This window comes from Clostridium weizhouense, from assembly GCF_019431045.1.
Lineage (GTDB): Bacteria > Bacillota > Clostridia > Clostridiales > Clostridiaceae > Clostridium > Clostridium weizhouense.
This window is the reverse complement of sequence record NZ_JAHXPT010000012.1, coordinates 74,451-96,011: the sequence shown is the minus strand read 5'-3', so window position 1 is coordinate 96,011 and position 21,561 is coordinate 74,451. Positions and strand designations below refer to the sequence as shown.

Here is a 21,561-nt window from a genome sequence, read left to right as displayed (position 1 = left end):
ACAAGAAGCATAATACCGCATTAGTATTATGCTTCCTGTTTTAACCCATCTATATATAGATATACTACCTATTTAATAACTTATCTATAGTTTCAACTAATTCTTCTATTTCTGGTTTGCTTAATTGTGCATCTGCTTTAACAGATCTTCCTTTATGCTTTAAGTCGTCTGTGATTAGTGATGAAAATATTATTACTGGTAACTTCTTTAAAATTTCATTTTCTTTTATTTTTCTTGTAAGAGTTAATCCATCCAGTTGTGGCATTTCAATGTCTGTAATAAGCAATTGTACATCTTCATTAAAATTTTCACCTTTCTTGTCTACTAACCCCTCAAGAAAATCTAAAGCTTGTTTACCATCATCAAAAACATTTAAATTTTTAAAACCTGCTTTTGTAAGAGTTTCTTTTAAAAGTTTTCTAATTAAAGCTGAATCATCTGCTAAAATTAATTTAATATCTGATCTGTCTTTATAATCTACTTTTACGAGTCTATCTTCACTTATTCCAGTACTTGGTGAAAGATCTGTAACTATCTTTTCAAAATCAAGCATAATTATTACCTTATCATTTAAAAGTATATTTCCAACTGCTAATGAATTTTCCGACAAATCATCTGGTTTTTTTATTTGATCCCATTTAATACGACGAACTCCTATTACATCATCAATACTAAATGCAACTTTAATTTTGTTAAATTCACATATAATAACCTTAGACCCTATGTTTTCCGTTTTTTGTCTTGTTAAAGTATATTTCAAATCAATTAATGTAATAATTTCATCTCTACATAATATAAGTCCTGCTATTTCCGGCTTAGGATCTGGCAATTTCGTTATGCCACTAGATGGAGTTTTTATTATCTCCTTAACTTTTACTACATTAATAGCATAATGAGTATTGTTTACAACAAAATCAATTATCTCTAATTCCCCAGTACCTGATTCTAATAATATGTTAGTCTTCATATAACCTACTCCTCATCTAAATTTATATACTTAATTTAATTTTAGTAAAATAACTCCATTTCTTTAATTATCGTTATTATTTTAAAAAACTATATCATTTTTATTAATATTATAATTTTTTTTATAATAATTATTTATTTTTTATACTATAAATTAAATATATTCATAAATACTCTTTATTTTTAATTACCCTATTATATAGTTTATATACTAACATAAAATATGTAATTTTAACCAATTTATTTATATTTTTACTTCCATACGATTTATAAACTTGTATAAATACTTTTATACATACTAGATAGAATTAATCGGCACTAATTAACTAGTCTTTTATCCTATAATAATCTTGTTCCTTCTTTATCTTGAGCTATTAATTTTTGCTTCATTAGCCCACCAAGAGCAATTTTAAAATAGTTTTTACTAGTATTAAAAGTCTTTTTTATATCTTCAGGAGAAGATTTATCGTTAAATGCCATAAAACCTCCATTTTCTCTTAAATATTGAAGTATTTTTTCTGACAAAACTTCTCTTTCATCTAATCTTTTCCTTCTTGTTGTAAGACCTATTGTACCATCATCATATATTTTCTTAATTCTTGCCTTTATTTCTTCACCTGGATATATGTAATCAAAATGTTCATTCTCTAATATTAAACCTCTATATTTTTTATCTATAGCGACATTTAAAGTTCCATTAGAACAAGTATCATATACTATAGCATCAACTTCCTCTGAAACATTAAATTGATCTGGCTCTGCTATTTCTAAATATTCATCTATTTTAGCTGTAAGTGCTAATCTATCAGTTTTATCTAAGTACATATAAAATAAATATTTTTTATTTGTTTTTAATTTAAAAGCTTGTTCTTTAAGTGGTATAAATACATCCCTTTCAAGGCCAAAATCTGCAAACGCACCTATTTTACTTTGACCAACAACTTCTAAATATCCTATATTTCCAATAGTTAATTTAGGAGTTTTTAGTGTTGAGATTAATCTATCTTTAGAATCTCTATAAACAAATACTGTTAGAGTTTCACCTTCTTTAACACTCTTACCATTTAAAGATCCTTTTGGTAATAAAACTTCATCCCCAAATTCATCTGATAAATAATATCCAAAATCAACCTTTTTACTTACTTTTAAGTCGTTATAATCACCTATTAATATCATATTTCCTCCATATACTAGTTTATTTTACTTATCTAAAAGCATTTCTTTTCCTAATTTAACATATGTTAAACAAGATTTTTTATTTTCTTCTATTTCTGCCTCAGTTAGCTTTCTTATAGCCTTAGCAGGATTTCCAAGTATTAATACTCCATCTTCAAATTTCTTATTTTGTGTCACTAAGCTTCCCGCTGCAACTATAGAGTTTTTGCCAATTTTAGCTCCATTTAATATTATTGCTCCCATACCAATTAATACATTATCATTTACAGCGCAACCATGAACTATAGCTCCATGTCCTATAGTAACACCATTGCCAATAAACAATTTATTATCTTTATCAGCATGAAGTACAACATTTTCTTGTATATTACTACAAGTTTCTATTGTTATTGATTCCTCATCCCCTCTAATAACTGCTCCAAACCATACACTAGAGTTCTCTTTCACTATAACATCACCAATAATAACAGAAGTTTCTGAAATATAAACATTCTTATCTATTTTAGGATTCTTTCCTTCGAAACTTTTTATCATTAATTTTTCACCTTCTTTATATAATTTACAAAAATCACTCTAATTATAAACCCTATCTTTTTAAAAATACCTAAACTTATTTTATCATTACATTTACTTATTGTCATTATTTTGGTTTAGAAGATATATTATATATTATAAGCAATTTATAGAGGGTATATTATTTGGATAAAAAGAAATCAAAAAAAGAATTTAATTTTAAAAATTTAAAATTTTATTATGGTATTCCTCACGCACATTGTGGTTTTTCCACTGGACGTGGTACTCCAATTGAAGCATTTGACTATGCACGCCATAACGGCCTTGATTTTTTAATTTTAACTGATCATAATAATTATTTAACAAAAACTGTTCGAGTAAATGGAAATGAAATAACAAAATGGGAAGCTTTAAAATATTTACGTACACGTTATAGAAAAAAACATCAAAGTTTCTTACCCTTAATCGGTTTTGAAAGTAAAGCTAATTTTTGTAGTGACATTAATATAGTAAATTCTAATAGATTTTTTACTGGCAGTGTAAATAATATTCAGTTATTGCTGTTATGGATGATAAATAATCCTAATTCATTTGTAGCAATTAATCATCCTCATAAGAATGTAAAATGTTTAGAATGTAATCCTATTTTAAACAAAGTTATAACATCTATAGAGGTTGGTAATGGATCTTTTCCTAATAAATATAATAGATATGATAAGTACTATTATTGTTTATTAGATAAAGGTTGGAAACTAGGCGCTATAAATTCTCAAGATAATCATAGAATGAATTTTGGAGATGATGAAAATCTTACTTGTATTATTTCAAACGAATTAACAACTGATTCTCTAATAGAAGCATTTAGAAGCAGACATACATATTCTACTGAATCAAAATCTTTAATTATGTATTTTACTGTAAATAATCATTTTATGGGAGAAATAATGCCATTAAATAATAACGAACTACAATTTTCTATATTTGCCCAAGATTCTAATTACAAAATCAAAGAAATTCAAATCATTTCTTTTGGTGGAATTATTATCAAGAGAATACCTGATTTAAATTTAAATAGAATAAAATATATTTATAAGCATATTCCTACTTTAGAAGAAAAATGGTATGTCATTAAAATAATTTCTTCTGACAACAAAATTGCTATAAGTTCACCAATATTTAGAGAATAAGACACATTCAAAATGTCTTATTTACCTTAATTTTTATCAGTCTTTACGTCTTCAAAATTTGATACTTCTCTAGATATAACTATATGATACCTCTTTAATTTATTATTTTATTTCATATGCTTAAAATAAGATGTACTGCAAAACTAAAACTTTTATTTTGCAATACATCTTATTAAAAATTATTATTCTAGATCACCTGATCATTTATCTCACTTATTAAATAAAAGCAATCAAAAATATGTTAATTTTAATAAACTAATAAGTTCTCCTTGCAAAATCTACAAATCTAAACCTATCTGGTCTATGTCTAGATTCAGTATATTGAAATAATGTTGCATCCTCTAAATAAACATAGCTTTTAACTACTACTATCATATTATAATTTTTCATATCTAAATACATCTTATCTTCTTCATTTATACTTTGAACAGTTATTTCTTTTTTGGCAAAACTTATTTTTAAATTAAGTTCTTTTTCAATATAATCATAAATAGATTCATTACATATTTCTTCTGTTAAGCCTGGAACAAATTCTCTAATCATATAATCTTTATCTAAGATAACTTTTTCACCATCAATCTCTCTAACTCTCTTTAGTCTCCAAACTTCATCCTCTTCAGATATCTTAAGTTTATTCATTAATTTCTTATTGTTTTTTACCACTTCAAGTTGTTTTACATAAGTTTTATATTTCCAATTAGCTTTTATAGCTAACTCTTTAAAACTAGTTATTCCTGACACAGGAAACGCTACTTTATTTATATCTAATACAAATGCTAATTTTCCCTTTGACTTTTGAATATATCCATTTTGTTCCAATAGGTTTAAAGATTTTCTAACTGTATCTCTAGAAACATTAAACTCTTTCATCAAGGCACTTTCAGAAGGTAATTTATCATAAGGTTTTAAAATTTCATTTTCTATCTTATTTAATATATTGTTATAAATTATCAAATACTTTTTATCCATATTCATCACCATAATAATTTTAACATCAATATTTATATTCTACAATAAAATGATTGCTTAAAAGTATATCTATAAAAATATATGGACTACTCAAAATACCTAAACATATTTTTAATAGTCCATATACTTTTTTATTTAATTTTAATAGCAAATGACTCGTATGGTCTTAAATTAATTTTTTCAAGATTATCATATTTATCGTTATAATTTGATATTAAAGTTTCTACTTTCTCTATATTATAATCTATCTCTTTGTTTAAATTTATAGTACATTCTTTATCATAAAAATTATTTACTACTATTATATTTTCATTATTTAATTTTCTTTCATATGCATAAACTTGCTTATGTTCTGGTAATAACATTTTACAGTCTCCATATGCTATTATATCTTCTTCTTTTCTTATATTAATTAATTTTTTATAATAATAAAAAACTGATTCTTTGTTATTTAATGCATTTTTAGCATTAATATCTTTATAATTACTAGATACATTTATCCATGGAGTTCCTGTTGTAAATCCTGCATTTAAAGTATCATCCCATTGTATAGGAGTTCTTGAATTATCTCTTGATTTACTTTTTAATATCTTCATAATCTCTTCTTCATTTATTCCTTGAGATTTTAATATATTATAATAATTTATAGATTCAACATCTTTATATTCTTCTATTTTATCAAATTCAGGGTTTGTCATTCCAAATTCTTCACCTTGATAAACATATGGTGTTCCATTCATTAAATGAATTGTTGTTGCGAGCATTGTTGAAGATTCTTTATGATATTTTTTTACATTACCAAATCTTGAATTCACTCTAGGCTGATCATGATTACACCAAAACAATGCATTCCATCCATTACCATTTATCATTCCATTTTGCCATTCATTAAATAATTCTTTTAATTGTTTAAAATTAAAATCCATTAGTGACCACTTTTCACCATCTTTATAATCTACTTTTAAATGATGAAAATTAAATACCATAGATAATTCTTTTTCATTTGGATTTGAATATTTAATGCAATTATCTATTGATGTAGATGACATTTCTCCTACAGTTATAATATCATCATGTTTTCCAAAAGTATTTTCATTTAATTCTTTTAAATACTTATGTATATTGGTTCCATCTGTATAAAATCTTCTTCCGTCCCCCAAATTATCATCTTCAAATATACTTGGCTTAGAAATTAAATTTATAACATCTAATCTAAATCCTTTAACCCCTTTTTCAATCCAAAAGTTAACCACATCATATATCTCTTGTCTAAGTTCTTTATTATCCCAATTTAAATCTGCTTGAGTAACATCAAATAAGTGAAGATAATATTCATCAAATTTTTCAACATATTCCCATGCATTTCCACCAAATTTTGATATCCAATTTGTTGGTGGCAATCCATTTTTTCCTTTTTTAAAAATATAATAATTTTTATATTTTTCTTCTCCCTTTAATGCTTTTTTAAACCATTCATGTTCTGTTGAAGTATGATTAAAGACCATATCTAACATAATATAGATTTCTCTCTTTTTAGCTTCTTTAACTAAAGATTCGAACTCTTCCATTGTTCCAAATCTAGTATCTACATTATAGTAATCAGCTACATCATAACCATTATCTTTTTGTGGTGATATATAAATCGGTGTTAACCAAATATAATCTACACCTAATTCTTTTAAATAATCCAATTTCTCTATAATACCATTTAAATCTCCAAACCCATCACCATTTGAGTCTTTAAATGACTTTGGATATATTTGATATACTACACTCTTTTTAAAATCTTTCATAATTAAGTCACCCTTCGCCTTCATCTTATACGTATATGTTTATATTATCATAAATTTATTAATAAGTGCAAGGTAATGAGTCTTTTATATCACCTTGCACTTATCATGTTTTTAATTCCTATAATATTTTGTTATTTATCCTAATTTTTTTCTTCCTGTAATTACAGTTAAAATAAATGGTATTGCTATCGCTACTAACATAGCTACTGCAAACATTAACATATGTTGTGGTTTTATTGATAATATTCCTGGGATTCCACCAATACCTATAGAATTTGCCATTACTCCACTAGACACAGATATAACTCCTGCTATTGCTGATCCTATCATTCCACATATAAATGGAAATCTATATTTTAAATTTATACCAAATAATGCTGGTTCTGTTACTCCTAAATAAGCTGATATACATGCTGGTATAGATACTTGTTTTTCTTCTTCATTTTTTCTTTGTAAATAAATCATAGCTAAAACTGCTGAACCTTGAGCAATATTAGATAAAGCTATCATTGGCCAAAGTGATGTTCCCTGAAATTCAGCCATTAATTGAAGATCTATTGCATTTGTCATATGATGTAATCCAGTAATAACCAATGGCGCATATAAAAATCCAAATACAGCTGCAAATACACTTCCAAATGCTGATGTTAATCCAGCATATACAACTTTTGAAATTACGCTTCCAATAGCCCAACCTATAGGTCCTAATACTGCATGTGCTATTAAAACTGTTGGTATTAAAGCAAAAAATGGTACTAAAATCATTGATATTGAAGAAGGTGATATTTTCTTTACTCCTCTTTCAAGATAAACTAATAAAAATGCTGCTAAAATTGCTGGTATAACTTGTGCTTGATAACCTATCATATTAATTTTAGCAAATCCAAAATCCCAAAATGGAATTTGATCAGCACCTGCAACTGAATAAGCATTTAAAAGTTGTGGTGATACTAATGTAATACCTAAAACAATACCTAGTATTTGAGTTGTACCCATTTTTTTTGTTACAGCCCAAGTAATTCCTACAGGTAAAAATTGAAATATAGCTTCTCCTATTAACCATAAAAAACTATGCATTCCTGCCCAAAATTGTGATACTTCAATCAAAGTCTTTGTCCCATTCTCCAACATTTTAATATCACCAATAACATTTCTAAACCCTAATATTAAACCTCCAACTATAATAGCTGGTATTAATGGTGAAAATATTTCTGCTATATTAGCCATCATTTTTTGAATTGGACTCATATTTGATTTTGCAGCACTTTTAACGTTTTCTTTACTGCTCTCTTCAATCCCTGAAACTTCTATAAATTCATTATAAAACGTTGACACTTCATTCCCAATTATAACTTGAAATTGTCCAGCTTGAGTAAATGTTCCTTTTACCGATTTTAATTCTTCTATTTTTTTAACATCTGTCTTTGTAGGGTCATTAAGTACAAATCTCAATCTTGTAACACAATGGGTTACTGCAGAAACGTTTTCTTTTCCACCAACATAATCTATTAATAACTTTGCTTCTTTATTAAATTTACCCATTTTTTATTCCTCCTCTGTTTTTCTGTACGTATATCTTATGTTTATAAGATATCATATACGTATACCTTTAGTCAATTAGTTTTTAATATTTTTTGTAAATGTTTTTAAAGTAATTATTTCCAATATATATAACACTTAAAATATATAAATTTATTTTGTTTTAATTTATTTTAATTATGTATAATTTAAAAAAGCTACTAAAAATAGAATTTAATTTCTATTTTTAGTAGCTTTTTTACTTCTTTTTATTTTCTTGTTTATTTAGATGTTTTACTCTATTAGGTTTAGCTTTAGGTTTTATAACTATTTTCTTTTCCTTACCTTTAGCACCACCAGTTCTTTCGATGTACATAAACCATAAAAAGAAAATTACTGATATTAAAGATAGTATAATTTGTAAAACAGGGATTTGTCTAACTATTGGTAAAAATAACTGAACCATAAATAAAACAATTGATATTGCAAGTGCTATCCATTTATTTATTACTACTTTCTTAAAAACAAACTTTTTACAAACCCAATATATTCCTAAAACAATAACTAAAGTTGCAAGAAAGCTAAGAATTGTCATTAAAATTCCCACTTGTCATTCCTCCTTAAAACTATATATTAATAAGTTTATTAGATATTATGTATATTATCAAGCTTTAAAGGTAATTTTTTTCAATTTTTATAAGTTTCAACAAAGTCAATCATATCATTTATAAATCTCATAATATTTATAAATAATATTACTAATTAATTTAGTAATGAACTGTTATAGAAAAATTTATTATATATTATTCTGACTATATAGTATAATCTGTTACATACTTTTTTTGTAAAAATTGACCAAAATATTATAAATGTAATAATTTAATTAGAACTTATATTTGTCTAATATAATTAAGAATTTTATTATTTTAATAAAATTTAATAAAATAATTAATAAATTTATTCATTTTAGCTTTAATATTGCTAAAATATTTGATAAAATTAAAACTAGATTTGATGATTAATTAAGAGGTGATAATATGACACTAGTTGCAAATACTCATTTAGATGAGTTAGACTTACAAATTTTAGAATTGTTAATAAAAGATTGTAGAACTCCTTACTTAGAAATAGCTAGAATATGCCATGTTAGTGGTGGAACTATTCATGTTAGAATGAAAAAAATGGAGGATCTAGGAATAATCAAAGGAACAAGAATACTTTTAAATTTACCAAAGCTTGGGTATGATGTTTGTTGTTTTGTTGGAATCTATGTAGATAAAACATCCTGTTTTACTGCTGTATTTGAACAAATGTCCAAAATTAAAGAAGTTGTAGAACTTCACTTAACTACCGGAAATTATTCTATGTTTGCAAAAGTAGTTTGTACTAATATTTCAGATTTACAGGATCTTCTACTTAATAAAATTAATAATATAGATGGTATTCAAAGAACTGATACCTTTATTTCTTTATCTCAACCTATAGATAGAAATATATCTTTATAAGTTTTTTATTCTTTAAAATATTTATATCTACTTTATATAAATTACATTATTAGTATAATTTATTTGCAGATTTAAATTTTTATAATTTCTAAAGAATAAAAATATATTTTCTGTACATAATACTATAATAGAATTTTTAAAATGTATTTTTATAAAGGTTTAGATTATTAATTTATTTTATATTGAAGTATAAATAATTAAATACAATTGTTTATACTTCAATATATGAGTTTTTAAGTTTTTATATGAAAATTATTAAGCATCATACCTTTTTAGATATGATGCTTAAATTTTAATAATAATATTAATTTTATATTAAAAAAATTAATATAAAATTAATATTATAATAATTATTTTATATTATAATAAAGAAATTACATAAGACTTTAGTCAAAATTTATAGGAGGTACTATGGAGTTATTTAAAATTGCAAATTTGGATTTATATCATTTAATATATTATTTTATGATATATTCATTTTTAGGATGGTGTGTCGAAGTACTCTATGCATATAAAAATAGAGGTTACTTTGTAAACAGAGGTTTTTTATATGGACCTTTTTGCCCTATATATGGATGTGGATTAATTTCTATAATAATTTTTTTAGATAAATTTAATCTTAATATATTCTTACTATTTATATTAGCAACTATTGTAACATCAGTTATAGAATACATTACTGGTTTTATGTTAGAAAAAATATTTAAATCTAAATGGTGGGATTATAGTGAAGATCCCCTTAATCTACATGGAAGAATATGTTTTCATTTTTCTTTAATGTGGGGTGCAGCTTCCGTTGTAGCTGTAAAAGTTATACACCCAGCTATTGAATATATAGTATATAATATTCCAAATGATATTGGCACTTACTTTTTTTATGTAATGACAATTTATTTTTTAATAGATTTTTCATTAACTATAATTTCATTAGTAAAATTTAAACATCTATTATCTAAACTTCAGGTAGATACAGGTGATTTACTAGAACGTTGTATTTCTTTTATATCATCAACAAAAGAAAAAGCTAACTTTAATCCAAAAAAATTTGAAGGTAAGTTTGGAAATTTAAAATTAAATTTAAATCATATTCGTTTAGTAGAATCTTTTCCTACTGTTTCTTCAAATTCTTTTAATTCAATACTAAAATCTTTAAAAGATAAAATATTAAAAAGGGATTAATGTAAAACATTAATCCCTTTTTAATATTTTTAAAACAAAAATAACAAGTCATATGGTATCTAAGTGGACATAATAGATTACTATTAAGTTATAATTTTTTTGATTTACACAAAATATACATTAAATCTTCTATTTGTTATTTTATTTCATATATTAAAATAATTTTTTTATTTCATCAAATAACTCTAAAGCTGCATTTCTAGGACCATTTTTTTCTTGTCCTTCTACTCCTAAACAAGTTTTTATTTGACCAACTTTAACATTTCCATTTTCAAACATAGCATTAAAATACTTTTCTATAAGTTCATTAGTTTCTTCTTGTTTTTGTGCTGGCCCAAATGGATTAGCAAAGAATGATTCAACTAACCCATTTTCTGTAGTTGTACCTTTTGCCATTCTAGCCCCTGCTTTAAATACTTTTATTGCTGCTTCTGGTGACGTGAAGTATTCTAAATATTTTCCATTCTCTTTCACTTCTTCATAATTATTAGCATAGAAAAATAAATCTACTTTGTGACCTTTAACTACTTCCTTATAAGGTGCTACTGGTACTACTAATCTAGCATTAACCTTATCAGGATTCATAAATATACTTCTATCCATTTCTTTAAATGCATAACCTTGATCTAAATCATCTAATCTAACAAAAGCACCTATTTCAGTACCACATCCTAAAATTTCTCCATTTTCTAATTTAAATGTTCCCATATCATCAAATATTATAGTCATATCAGATATATATTCTTCACTTAAACTTCTAAATGCCTCTAAACTTTCTGATTTACCTGCTCCACTATCTCCCATAATAACAACATTTGCTGTTTTTCCATTTTTAAGTATTATATTCACCATAGCACCATGAATTGGTAAATAACCTTTTTTTATCATTATTAAATTATGAAGAGTTAATGACATCTTTTTCATATATCCAAAATAATCAATTTTATCTGAATGATTAACATATCCTAACATAATATCATTCTTCTTATCATCATAAAATATTGTCTTTAATTCTTCTACATTTTCATCATTAGCTCCAAATACATATACTATATCAGGTCTTCTTCCTCTTATCTCTTCGCTTCTTGCCATTTCAAATAAATTACATAATGTAATTCCATGTTCCATAAAATCTCTATGGAAATAAATATAAGCTAAAGATTCTCCAATTTTTGCTGGATAACAAAACCAATGTTCTTTGTTTATCCTTGAATATTTTAATGGATTTTCCTTAGTCTCTGAAAACATTCCATCTCTTGTATTTTTCTTAGGATAAGTTATAAATGGTGTTTCTAAAAGTATATTATCAATAAAAGGAATATCTTCTAAACCTTCATATCCTAGTGGAATTGGCCAATCCATTTTATGAATCATAACACATGCATTTCCACCCGCAGGTATTTGTCTATAAACCTTTGGTTGATATCCTAATACATTTTTTTCAACTCTTCTATATAATTTTAGTATTATTTCAGAAAATTTAGCATTAGCTTCAGTAAAACTCATAGCTGCTAATCCTTGTTGTATATTATATCTATGAATAATTGTATATCTTTCTAATCTTCTCCAATATAAATAAAATTCTTCTATAAATCTTATAAAACTATCTTTATCTTTTAATAAGTTTTTATAATTAGGATTTAACTCTATAACTTCTTCTACATCCATTATTGTTAAAAGTCTTATTGATTTTATTAGTAATTTACAGATTTCAGAAGCACTATTACACTCTAAAGATTCTGTTAAAAATCTATAAGTTAATGTTTTTTTTCTTTTAGATTTTTTTAAATAAGTATCTAAAATTCTTCTAAACCCATTACTTTCTAATACTGAATCAATATTATTACAATATTTAGCTGTAAAATTTATCATTACTTTATCATTGCTCATGGAAAATTCTTTTTTCATTTAATCTACCCCCTAATATGAATTTTTTCAACATTAGAAATTGCATAATTGTTGAATAATCCTATATATAAATTTAATTATAACATATTTTTTGCAATTTTCAATAAGTCATTTTTTCATTTTTCATTTTTTTACAATTTAACATATACTTAAAATTCTATAAAATTAACGTATATGTATTATTAAAAACACTATTATTCTTACATCAATGATACTATTTTTATTTATTATTCTTTAATTTAATGGTAAAATTATGTAAACTTTCTTTATTCATTTAACTATATCTTATATATTTCGTATCCTTTAAAGAGGTGAATTAATTTGAAAATTAAACTTAAACAGAATCTATATATTATTGTAATTTTAATTTGTTCATTTATAATATATACAAACTTTAATTTTAAATCTAGCAATTCTATGAAGACAATATCTATCAAAAATGATATGATTGTCCATTTTATCAATGTCGGTCAAGGTGATTCAACACTAATACAAGTAAATAATAAAAATCTTTTGATAGACTCTGGTCCTAAAGAATCTAGAAATAACCTTTTAAATTATTTAGAATCTTTAAATATAAAAACTTTAGACTTTGTAATTGCAACACATCCACATGAAGATCATATTGGCAATATGGATAAAATTATAAAAAAATATACTATCTTAAATTTTTATGCACCTAAAGTTGAAAGTACTACAAATACATTTGAAAAAATGATTGATGCATTAAAATCTAAAGGTCTTAAAATAAATGTTATAAAAAGAGGTGTTAATTCTATTAATTTAGGAAAAAATACAAAAGTCACCATATTTACTCCTATTGAAAACCACTATGAAAACTTAAATAATTATTCTCCTGTAATTAAGATAGAATATGGAGAAATATCATTTCTATTTACCGGAGATGCTGAAAAAGAAATAGAAAAAACTCTATTATTAAAGAAAGAAAATTTAAAATCTGATGTTCTAAAAGTAGGACACCATGGTTCATCTACTTCTACAACTGAAAGCTTTCTTAAAGAGGTTAATCCTTCAATAGCTATAATTTCTGTAGGAGATTTTAATTCATATAATCATCCAAATGAAAGTGTATTAAAACGTCTTGAAAAAAATAATACTACTATTTATCAAACAAATAAAAATAACACTATAATTATTGGATCAAATGGAAAATCTCTAACAAAATATTAATAAAATCTGCTTATTGATACTAAAAAGAAAACCTATAAATATTAGATTTAATAAATATTTAAAATAAAGTACAACTATTTAAATACTTTTATATATTATTAAATTAATTAAACAATTTAAAACCCCCTTTAAATACCAAAGTATTTAAAAGGGGTTTAAGGTACCGTATTATTTAAGTTGTTCTAAGCTTCAGATTTAAAGCTATACTTAAATAGTGAATCTGAAACTTAGAAAACTATAAATTTTATTAGTGATTTATTATTTCTCTATTTTCATCATCAAAATTATCTATTTCGTCATCTACGCTTTCATTATCTTCTTCATCTTCAAGTACATTTTCAAATTCATTAATCAAATGATCTTCTTTATCAATCTGAACATCTTCAAAAATGTATTTTTTCCAATTAACATAGATATGATAAAGATTAACAACATCTTGTTCATTATAAAGGAGTATTTTTTCTATCTTTTCCTGTGGCATTCTTTTAAAATAACTTTTGTCTTTTAATACCTTATGAAAAGTTTTAGCTAAATTAGAACCGCTAATAACTTCTCCCTCTCTTATAATATCAAATACTTTTTCTAGATTTTTAAGACCTATAGAACTTGTTTTATTCTTTTCATATTCTTTTTGTATATCTATAGAATCATATTCCTTTTCAAAATTGTATTCTATACCATATCTTTTGAAAAGATAATTTATAACAGTAAAATCATTATTTCCTGAAAATGTTACTATGGCTTTCTTACCTTCTTTTTTCATTCTTATAAAATATTTTTTAGCCAAATGTAATATATCTACTACTTCATCCCTATCTTCTATCATATATTGAGTTACTAAAATTTCTTTTTCTTTAAATTGACATGCTCCAAATACACCGATACATTTTGGCTTTTTATAAACATAATGTTCAAGATCAAAAAAAATAAGTTCACTAGGTAAATATTCTCTATTTTCAGGTTTTATCATAAATTCATCACTAACATCTTCTACTTTTACATTGTTCTCTCGAATAATCACAGTACCACTCTTTCCTATACAAATTGTATATCTTCAATATCTAAGTTGTAAATTACATCCTTTCTTTCAACTACAATTTTAATTTTTTCTATTAATTCCTTATCTTTTATAACCTTTTGTAAAAGTTCTTTAGTTGGATTAATACAAAATGGATGATTTACATGTTTAAACATTGTATAATCTCCTGAAGTATCTCCATAAGCATAACTTTTTTCAAGGTTAATATTATATTTTTCTACTAATTCGTTTATGGCTTTAGATTTACTTTTACTATCCCACATAGCAATCACATCACCTGTATATGATCCATATTCATCTATAACATAGTTTGCACCTTTATAATCTGTAAATCCATATTTGCTAGCCATCTCTTTAACAAGTTCTGATGGCGAACCTGATATTATTATTATAATATGACCTTGCTCTTTATGCCACTTTATTCTATCCCTTGTAAAGGTATATACCCTATCACCTTTTTGCTCTACAACTTTTTTAGCTATATATTCTATTTGATGTCTTTGTAAGCCTTTAATGGCCTCTAAATAAACGTCTATCATTTTTAACAGATAATTGTCATAATCCCCCTGTCTTTTATCCCATCTTAAAAAATGAGGTCTTACTTCATTATACCATCTTTCTGGCTCTATAATCTCATATTTAACCATTTTTTTGAATACTTCTGTAATTAGTCCCTCTCTATATAATGTTCCATCTAAATCAAAAAATGCTCCAATTTTTGACATTACATCACCTCGCATCTAATTAAAAATTCTATTTTTTACATTTAATTATACTTTATTTCCCTTATAACTTAAATATTATATATACTATTTTTAATCTAATTATAATATATTATGTTTTTAAATAGAAAGTATTGACTAATTTATTGCACTGATGATATTATAAATTGAACGAAAATAATTTTCAATTGGTGGTGATATTCATGTGTCTTTATGATTTAAGACCAGGAGAAAAAGGAGTTATTTTTTCAGTAGATGGAGATTCAAAATTAAAGAAAAGATTATCTGCCTTAGGATGTATTAAAGGTACTAAAGTTGAATTTAAAAGAAAAGCACCATTAGGTGATCCAATAATTATAACATTTAGAGGATTTGATTTAGCAATTAGAAAAAAGGATGCTAAAAATATATTATTATCCATATAGGGAGGATTTTTATGACAACTATAGCTTTGCTAGGAAATCCAAATGTAGGAAAAACCACATTATTTAATGCCTTAACTGGTTCAAATCAATATGTTGGAAATTGGCCAGGGGTAACTGTTGATAAAAAAGAAGGCTACATAGATGGTATTAAAATAGTAGATTTACCAGGTATTTATGCTATGGACACCTTTTCAAACGAAGAAAAGGTATCTAAAGAATTTCTAAAAAATGGACAGGTAGATTTAATATTAAATATTGTTGATGCCTCAAATTTAAATAGAAACTTATACTTAACTACTCAATTAAAAGAATTTAACAAACCAATAATTCTTGCTTTAAACATGATTGACGTTGCAGAAACTAAAGGTATCGTGATTGATTATAAAAAATTATCAAAATTATTAAATGTACAAGTAATACCAATATCAGCTGGTAAAAATGTAGGAATTGATTCTTTAATATCAAAAATCAAAACATATGATTCTAATGAAGAAATAGATTCTAATGATTATACTTTTTCTTCCGAAGATGAAGCCTATAATTTTATCGAAAAAGTATTAGCAGAGTGTACTACTACTTCTAAAGATTATACTAGTACTACTTCAGAAAAAATAGATAAGATTGTACTAAATCCATTTTTGGCTTATCCTATTTTTTTATTAATTGTAACTTTAATGTTTCAATTAACTTTTTCATGGATTGGACAGCCACTTTCTGACTTATTAGATAATTTTTTAAATGATATATTTATTCCATTTATAAGTAATAAGTTATCCATAGCTTCTCCTTGGTTCCACTCTTTAATTATTGATGGAATAATTACTGGAGTTGGTGGAATACTTGTATTATTACCTATAATATTAGTATTATTTATATGCATAACTATTTTAGAAGATAGTGGATATATGTCAAGAGTTGCTTTTTTAATGGATAAGATAATGAGAAAGATGGGCTTATCAGGAAAAGCATTTATTCCTATGCTAGTCGGATTCGGATGTACTGTACCAGCTATTATGACTGCAAGAACATTAGAAAGTGAAAAAGATAGAAAATTAACTTCTCTTCTTGTTCCTCTTATGTCATGTAATGCTAGATTACCTGTTTATACAGTTTTTGCTTCTGTTTTCTTTACTTCACATAGAGGTTTAGTAGTTGCCTCATTATATTTGTTAGGAATAATCTTAGCTTTTTTATTAGGTATATTATTTAAAAGTACATATTTTAAAAAGGATGAAGAACCTTTTATTATTGAAGTACCTGAATATAAAGTTCCAAAATTATCTTCAATATTTAAGCAGACCTCAGATAAAGCAAAAGACTTCTTAAAAAAAGCTGGAACTCTTATTTTTGCTATGAGTGTAATCATTTGGTTTTTATCAAACTTTAACTTTAACGGTATGGTAAATGAAGTTAATGATAGTATTTTAGCTTCTATAGGAAATGTTATTGCACCAATATTTGTACCTCTAGGCTTTGGGAATTGGCAATCAGCAGTATCATTACTTTCTGGATTACTTGCTAAAGAATCTGTTATAGCATCTATGGGTGTAATTTTTTCAGGAGATTTAAGTGACGTTCTTTCTTCTCATTTTACTGCATTATCAGCTTATGCATTCTTAGTTTTTATATTACTTTACACTCCTTGTGTATCAGTAATTGGTACTATGAAAAAAGAATTTGGAATAAAACTTACATTATTCTCTGTATTTTATCAACTAGTCCTTGCATGGATTGTATCATTTTTAGTATTTAATATTGGAAATTTACTTATTTAATATTTAAAAATAGTATATTTATTTTTTCTATAACTAAGGTAGGTGTGATATATAATGGAGATATTAGTTACTATTATAATTTTTATATTTGCTATCTATATAATATTTAAAAATATAAAAAATTCATCTAAAGGCAAATGTAATTGTGGAAGCTGCTCTAAGCACTGTCCAACAAGAAAAGATAAATCTGATAATTAAACAATATAAAATAAGACTATTTCATTTTTTGAAAATAGTCTTTTATTTATTATAAATCCGCTTTTTTAACTAGTTCTTTATTATTATTTCTAAATTTATTTACAACTTTAGCATAATATATATTTATAGTTGCTATTGTTGGTGAGGCTAAAAGCATTCCTAATGGTCCCCAAAATGCTCCCGCTATTATCACACCCATAATTATCCAAAATGGCTTTACACCAACCTTTGCACCTATAAGCTTTGGATCTAAATACCATGCATCAAACTGTTGAATAGTAAGAAGTAAAAGAAAAGCCATTAATGCTTTTACAGGTGAAACAAACATACATACAACTGCTCCGACTATTTCTCCTATAAAAGGTCCAAAGTATGGTATCATATTAGTTATTCCTACTATTAAAGCTAAAAGTAACGCATATGGAGCCTTTATTAAAATTAAGCCTACTAATGCAATTAAACCTATTATAAGAGAATCTATAGCCTTTGTACCTATATATACTCCTATCATTTTATGATATATTCTAGTAGCATTAATTATATCTTCAGCTTTTTTCTCTTTTAATAATATATATATAATAGTTTTAGTACCTTTTATCAAATTTTCTTTATCTGATAATACATATACAGCTATTAAAAATCCTAAAATCACCTTTACTAAATTAGTTGTAAAAGATAATAGATAAGTTAATAATCCTTGCAACATACCTATCGTAAAATTACCAAACTGAATTGATAATAATTGAATTTTTTCTAAAAGCCCTACTTGTGTAATTATTTCATTTAATTTAGGATTCTTTAATGCTTTATTTATCCATCCTTGTACAATTTCCATATAACTTGGAACTTCTTTAGTTATATCTGCAATACTATCAATGATACTTGGTATTGTAAAAAACAATAACATAAATATTAATATACTTATAATAGCATATGTTACAAATATAGCATTTCCTCTTGATAATTTGAATCTTTTTTCAAAAAACATCATTACAGGATTTAATATGTAAGCACAAATTAAAGCATATATAAATGGTGAAAGAATAGATAAAAACTTCGTACCTAAACTAAAAAAGAATTCATAGTTATCTATAATTTTATATCCAATTATTCCGATCAATGCAAACAATAATATATCTCTATACTTAATATTCTTATTTATAAACATTATCTCTCCCCTTTTTAGATAAATTACTTTTTAATTATTATACCATATAAAAAAGATGCCCAAAACTACTATGAAACCATCATTTTTATGTTTTTACATTTATAAACATATAGTAGACGACTATATATTTATAATTTTCTAAAAAATAAAATAATTATTAAGTTAATTTTGCTTTTATATAAACAACTTAATTAACGTGATAATTAGGCATATTCAAAAAAAAAATAATAAGTCACTCTTTTGGTCTATTTTGTGTCATACTTCGTCAGCAAAACCTCGCAATAGCTGGGCTATTCCAAGGCTTCACTTCCTTGTCTGACGCAAAATATCCTCAAAATCTTTGACTTATTATTTTATCTCATATGCCTTAAATCTTAATATAATTTTTAATTACATTTTTTCAACGACTTCAATACCTAAAAGTTCTAATCCATTTTTAATTACCTGTAAACTACTTTTTACTAAATTTAATCTAGTAGCTTTTAAAACTTCATCTTCTAAATTTAATACTGAATGAGCATTATAGAACTTATTAAATGCTTTAGCAACTTCAATAACATATCTTGTTAATATTGATGGTTCTAACTTATCTATCGCAAGCTTTATTTGATTGTTAAAATTAGCTAAAGATTTAACTAATTCAAATTCTTCTTTTGAAGATAATTTACTATAATCTATTTCTTCACATATATTCTCAGCTCTACCTAATATACTATTTGCTCTAGCATATGAATATTGAACATATGGACCTGTTTCTCCTTCAAATGATAATATTTCTTTCCAATCAAATACTATATCTTTCTCTCTTGAGTTCTTTAAATAAGTAAAGATAATAGCTCCAACACCTATTTTCTTGGCTACTTCCTCTTTATTTTCAAGATTTGGATTCTTTTCATTGATAACCTCTAAAGTCTTTTCAATTGATTCTCTTATTAAATCATCAAGTAAAACAACTTCTCCTTTTCTAGTTGAAAGCTTTCTATCTGCAAATTTAACTAATCCAAAACCTACATGAACACAATCTTTAGCCCATTCATGACCTGCAAGTTCTAATACTTTAAATACTTGTTTAAAATGTAATGCTTGTGGACTACCAACTACATATATACTCTTATAGAAATCATAAGTTTTCTTTCTATACATAGCAGCTGCTAAATCTCTTGTTGCATATATAGATGCTCCATCTCCTTTTAAGACTATACATGGAGGCATATTGTATTCATCAAGCATTACAACTTGTGCTCCATTACTCTCTACAAGTAATCCCTTATCTTTTAATTCATTAACAATAACATCCATTTTATCGTTATAGAATGCTTCTCCTGCTAACGAATCAAATTTAACACCTAATATATCATAAACTCTTTCAAATTCTTTTAAACTTAAATCTCTGAATCTTTTCCAAAGAGCTTCAGCCTCTTTATCTCCTGTTTCTAACTTTTTAAAGTACATTCTTCCTTCATCTTCTAAGCTAGGATCTTTTTCAGCTTCTTCATGGAATTTAACGTAAATTCTTAAAAGTTCATCAATAGGTGATTTTTCTAAAGCTTCTTCATCTACCCATCTATTATAAGCTGATATAAGCTTACCAAATTGAGTACCCCAATCTCCTAAATGATTTATTCCTTCAACATTATATCCTTCTTTTTTAAACATTTTATATAAAGAATTTCCAATAGCTGTTGTAAATAAATGTCCAACATGGAATGGTTTAGCTATATTAGGAGAAGAATATTCAACACATACTGTTTTACCTTCCCCTATATTTGATTCACCATATTTATCTCCATCTTTCATTATCTTTTCAATTGTATTTTGGGCAAATACACCTTTATCTACAAAGAAGTTTAAATATGGTCCTAAATTTTCAATTCTTTCAAAACCTTCTTTATTGATAGATTCTTTTAAAGTTTCAGATATCATATTTGGAGCTTTTCTCATAACCTTTGCAAGTTGGAAACATGGGAATGCATAATCCCCCATTTCTGGTTTAGGTGGTATTTCAATAAGCTTTTCTATAGCATCAAGCTCTAAATCTACATGTTCTTTAATTAATTGTGCAATTTTATTTTTATAATCCATATATATATCCTCCTCAAGGCCTTTCTAACATTTCTTTAATTATTAATTACATTATTTTTAATTTATATTTCTTAAATTATCTATATTCCTCTTATATAAATTACAGTTTAATATAAGTTATGAATAATTTTTAACCATACTTCATTTATAAATATAGTAGAATAAAAAATAATTCTCCTTAATATTTATTTTTATTCTTTAAATAATATTTCTTAATTTTCATCTAATAATATCTAATAACAAAAGT

General features: G+C 25.0%; 19 protein-coding genes. 7 read left to right on the top strand and 12 right to left on the bottom strand.

The window, feature by feature from the left end; genetic code table 11:
- Nucleotides 1-64 precede the first annotated feature (64 nt).
- The 3 genes from KYD98_RS14310 to KYD98_RS14300 all read right to left on the bottom strand — a co-directional run bounded on the left by KYD98_RS14310 (nt 65) and on the right by KYD98_RS14300 (nt 2,676).
- Nucleotides 65-967 (bottom strand): chemotaxis protein, encoded by a 903-nt coding sequence (locus KYD98_RS14310; RefSeq protein WP_219780725.1) that lies wholly within the window; start codon nt 965-967, stop codon nt 65-67.
- Nucleotides 968-1,305: 338 nt separating this feature from the next.
- Nucleotides 1,306-2,142, bottom strand: a complete 837-nt coding sequence (locus KYD98_RS14305; RefSeq protein ID WP_219780724.1) for a CvfB family protein — start codon at nt 2,140-2,142, stop codon at nt 1,306-1,308.
- A 24-nt stretch (nt 2,143-2,166) separates the two neighbouring features.
- Nucleotides 2,167-2,676 (bottom strand): gamma carbonic anhydrase family protein, encoded by a 510-nt coding sequence (locus tag KYD98_RS14300; protein ID WP_219780723.1) that lies wholly within the window; start codon nt 2,674-2,676, stop codon nt 2,167-2,169.
- A gap of 164 nt (nt 2,677-2,840) precedes the next feature.
- On the opposite strand from KYD98_RS14300, the gene KYD98_RS14295 reads away from it, so the two are divergent.
- Entirely contained in the window at nt 2,841-3,842 is a 1,002-nt protein-coding gene (locus KYD98_RS14295; RefSeq protein ID WP_219780722.1) for a CehA/McbA family metallohydrolase domain-containing protein, read from the top strand.
- Nucleotides 3,843-4,097: 255 nt separating this feature from the next.
- Here the strand turns inward: KYD98_RS14295 and treR are convergent, their stop codons facing one another.
- From treR to KYD98_RS14275, 4 genes are all read right to left on the bottom strand, one after another.
- The gene (gene treR, locus KYD98_RS14290) at nt 4,098-4,811 is read right to left on the bottom strand and encodes a trehalose operon repressor (protein WP_219780721.1); all 714 of its coding nucleotides are present in this window, start codon (nt 4,809-4,811) and stop codon (nt 4,098-4,100) included.
- 131 nt (nt 4,812-4,942) lie between these two features.
- On the bottom strand, nt 4,943-6,604 hold the full coding sequence (gene treC, locus KYD98_RS14285) for an alpha,alpha-phosphotrehalase (protein WP_219780720.1): 1,662 nt from the start codon (nt 6,602-6,604) through the stop codon (nt 4,943-4,945).
- 135 nt (nt 6,605-6,739) lie between these two features.
- Nucleotides 6,740-8,146, bottom strand: coding sequence for a PTS system trehalose-specific EIIBC component (gene treP / locus KYD98_RS14280; protein WP_219780719.1), 1,407 nt, complete (start codon nt 8,144-8,146; stop codon nt 6,740-6,742).
- Nucleotides 8,147-8,381: 235 nt separating this feature from the next.
- On the bottom strand, nt 8,382-8,729 hold the full coding sequence (locus KYD98_RS14275; protein WP_219780718.1) for a hypothetical protein: 348 nt from the start codon (nt 8,727-8,729) through the stop codon (nt 8,382-8,384).
- 430 nt (nt 8,730-9,159) lie between these two features.
- On the opposite strand from KYD98_RS14275, the gene KYD98_RS14270 reads away from it, so the two are divergent.
- Complete coding sequence (locus KYD98_RS14270) at nt 9,160-9,627, top strand: Lrp/AsnC ligand binding domain-containing protein (RefSeq protein ID WP_219780717.1); 468 nt, start codon at nt 9,160-9,162, stop codon at nt 9,625-9,627.
- A gap of 411 nt (nt 9,628-10,038) precedes the next feature.
- Entirely contained in the window at nt 10,039-10,806 is a 768-nt protein-coding gene (locus KYD98_RS14265; RefSeq protein ID WP_219780716.1) for a putative ABC transporter permease, read from the top strand.
- Between the two features lie 153 nt (nt 10,807-10,959).
- On the opposite strand, the gene KYD98_RS14260 is transcribed toward KYD98_RS14265, so the two are convergent.
- Complete coding sequence (locus KYD98_RS14260) at nt 10,960-12,714, bottom strand: phosphoenolpyruvate carboxykinase (protein ID WP_219780715.1); 1,755 nt, start codon at nt 12,712-12,714, stop codon at nt 10,960-10,962.
- A gap of 315 nt (nt 12,715-13,029) precedes the next feature.
- Here KYD98_RS14260 and KYD98_RS14255 point away from each other — a divergent pair, with 315 nt between their 5' ends.
- Complete coding sequence (locus KYD98_RS14255; protein WP_308462461.1) at nt 13,030-13,905, top strand: ComEC/Rec2 family competence protein; 876 nt, start codon at nt 13,030-13,032, stop codon at nt 13,903-13,905.
- A 247-nt stretch (nt 13,906-14,152) separates the two neighbouring features.
- Here KYD98_RS14255 and KYD98_RS14250 read toward each other — a convergent pair whose 3' ends face one another.
- Together KYD98_RS14250 and KYD98_RS14245 are read right to left on the bottom strand one after the other, a co-directional pair.
- Nucleotides 14,153-14,926, bottom strand: a complete 774-nt coding sequence (locus tag KYD98_RS14250; protein ID WP_219780714.1) for a ribonuclease H-like domain-containing protein — start codon at nt 14,924-14,926, stop codon at nt 14,153-14,155.
- A gap of 14 nt (nt 14,927-14,940) precedes the next feature.
- Nucleotides 14,941-15,669 (bottom strand): HAD-IB family hydrolase, encoded by a 729-nt coding sequence (locus tag KYD98_RS14245; RefSeq protein WP_219780713.1) that lies wholly within the window; start codon nt 15,667-15,669, stop codon nt 14,941-14,943.
- 200 nt (nt 15,670-15,869) lie between these two features.
- Here KYD98_RS14245 and KYD98_RS14240 point away from each other — a divergent pair, with 200 nt between their 5' ends.
- From KYD98_RS14240 to KYD98_RS14230, 3 genes are read left to right on the top strand one after another with little or no spacing between them, the layout of a single operon-like run.
- The gene (locus tag KYD98_RS14240; protein ID WP_219780712.1) at nt 15,870-16,091 is read left to right on the top strand and encodes a FeoA family protein; all 222 of its coding nucleotides are present in this window, start codon (nt 15,870-15,872) and stop codon (nt 16,089-16,091) included.
- A gap of 11 nt (nt 16,092-16,102) precedes the next feature.
- Entirely contained in the window at nt 16,103-17,866 is a 1,764-nt protein-coding gene (gene feoB, locus KYD98_RS14235) for a ferrous iron transport protein B (RefSeq protein WP_219780711.1), read from the top strand.
- Between the two features lie 54 nt (nt 17,867-17,920).
- Nucleotides 17,921-18,064: a FeoB-associated Cys-rich membrane protein gene (locus tag KYD98_RS14230; RefSeq protein WP_258049836.1), complete on the top strand. Its 144-nt coding sequence runs from the start codon at nt 17,921-17,923 to the stop codon at nt 18,062-18,064.
- 49 nt (nt 18,065-18,113) lie between these two features.
- Here KYD98_RS14230 and KYD98_RS14225 read toward each other — a convergent pair whose 3' ends face one another.
- Nucleotides 18,114-19,232: an AI-2E family transporter gene (locus tag KYD98_RS14225; protein WP_219780710.1), complete on the bottom strand. Its 1,119-nt coding sequence runs from the start codon at nt 19,230-19,232 to the stop codon at nt 18,114-18,116.
- A gap of 390 nt (nt 19,233-19,622) precedes the next feature.
- Complete coding sequence (gene argS / locus KYD98_RS14220) at nt 19,623-21,314, bottom strand: arginine--tRNA ligase (RefSeq protein ID WP_219780709.1); 1,692 nt, start codon at nt 21,312-21,314, stop codon at nt 19,623-19,625.
- Between the last annotated feature and the right edge of the window lie 247 nt (nt 21,315-21,561).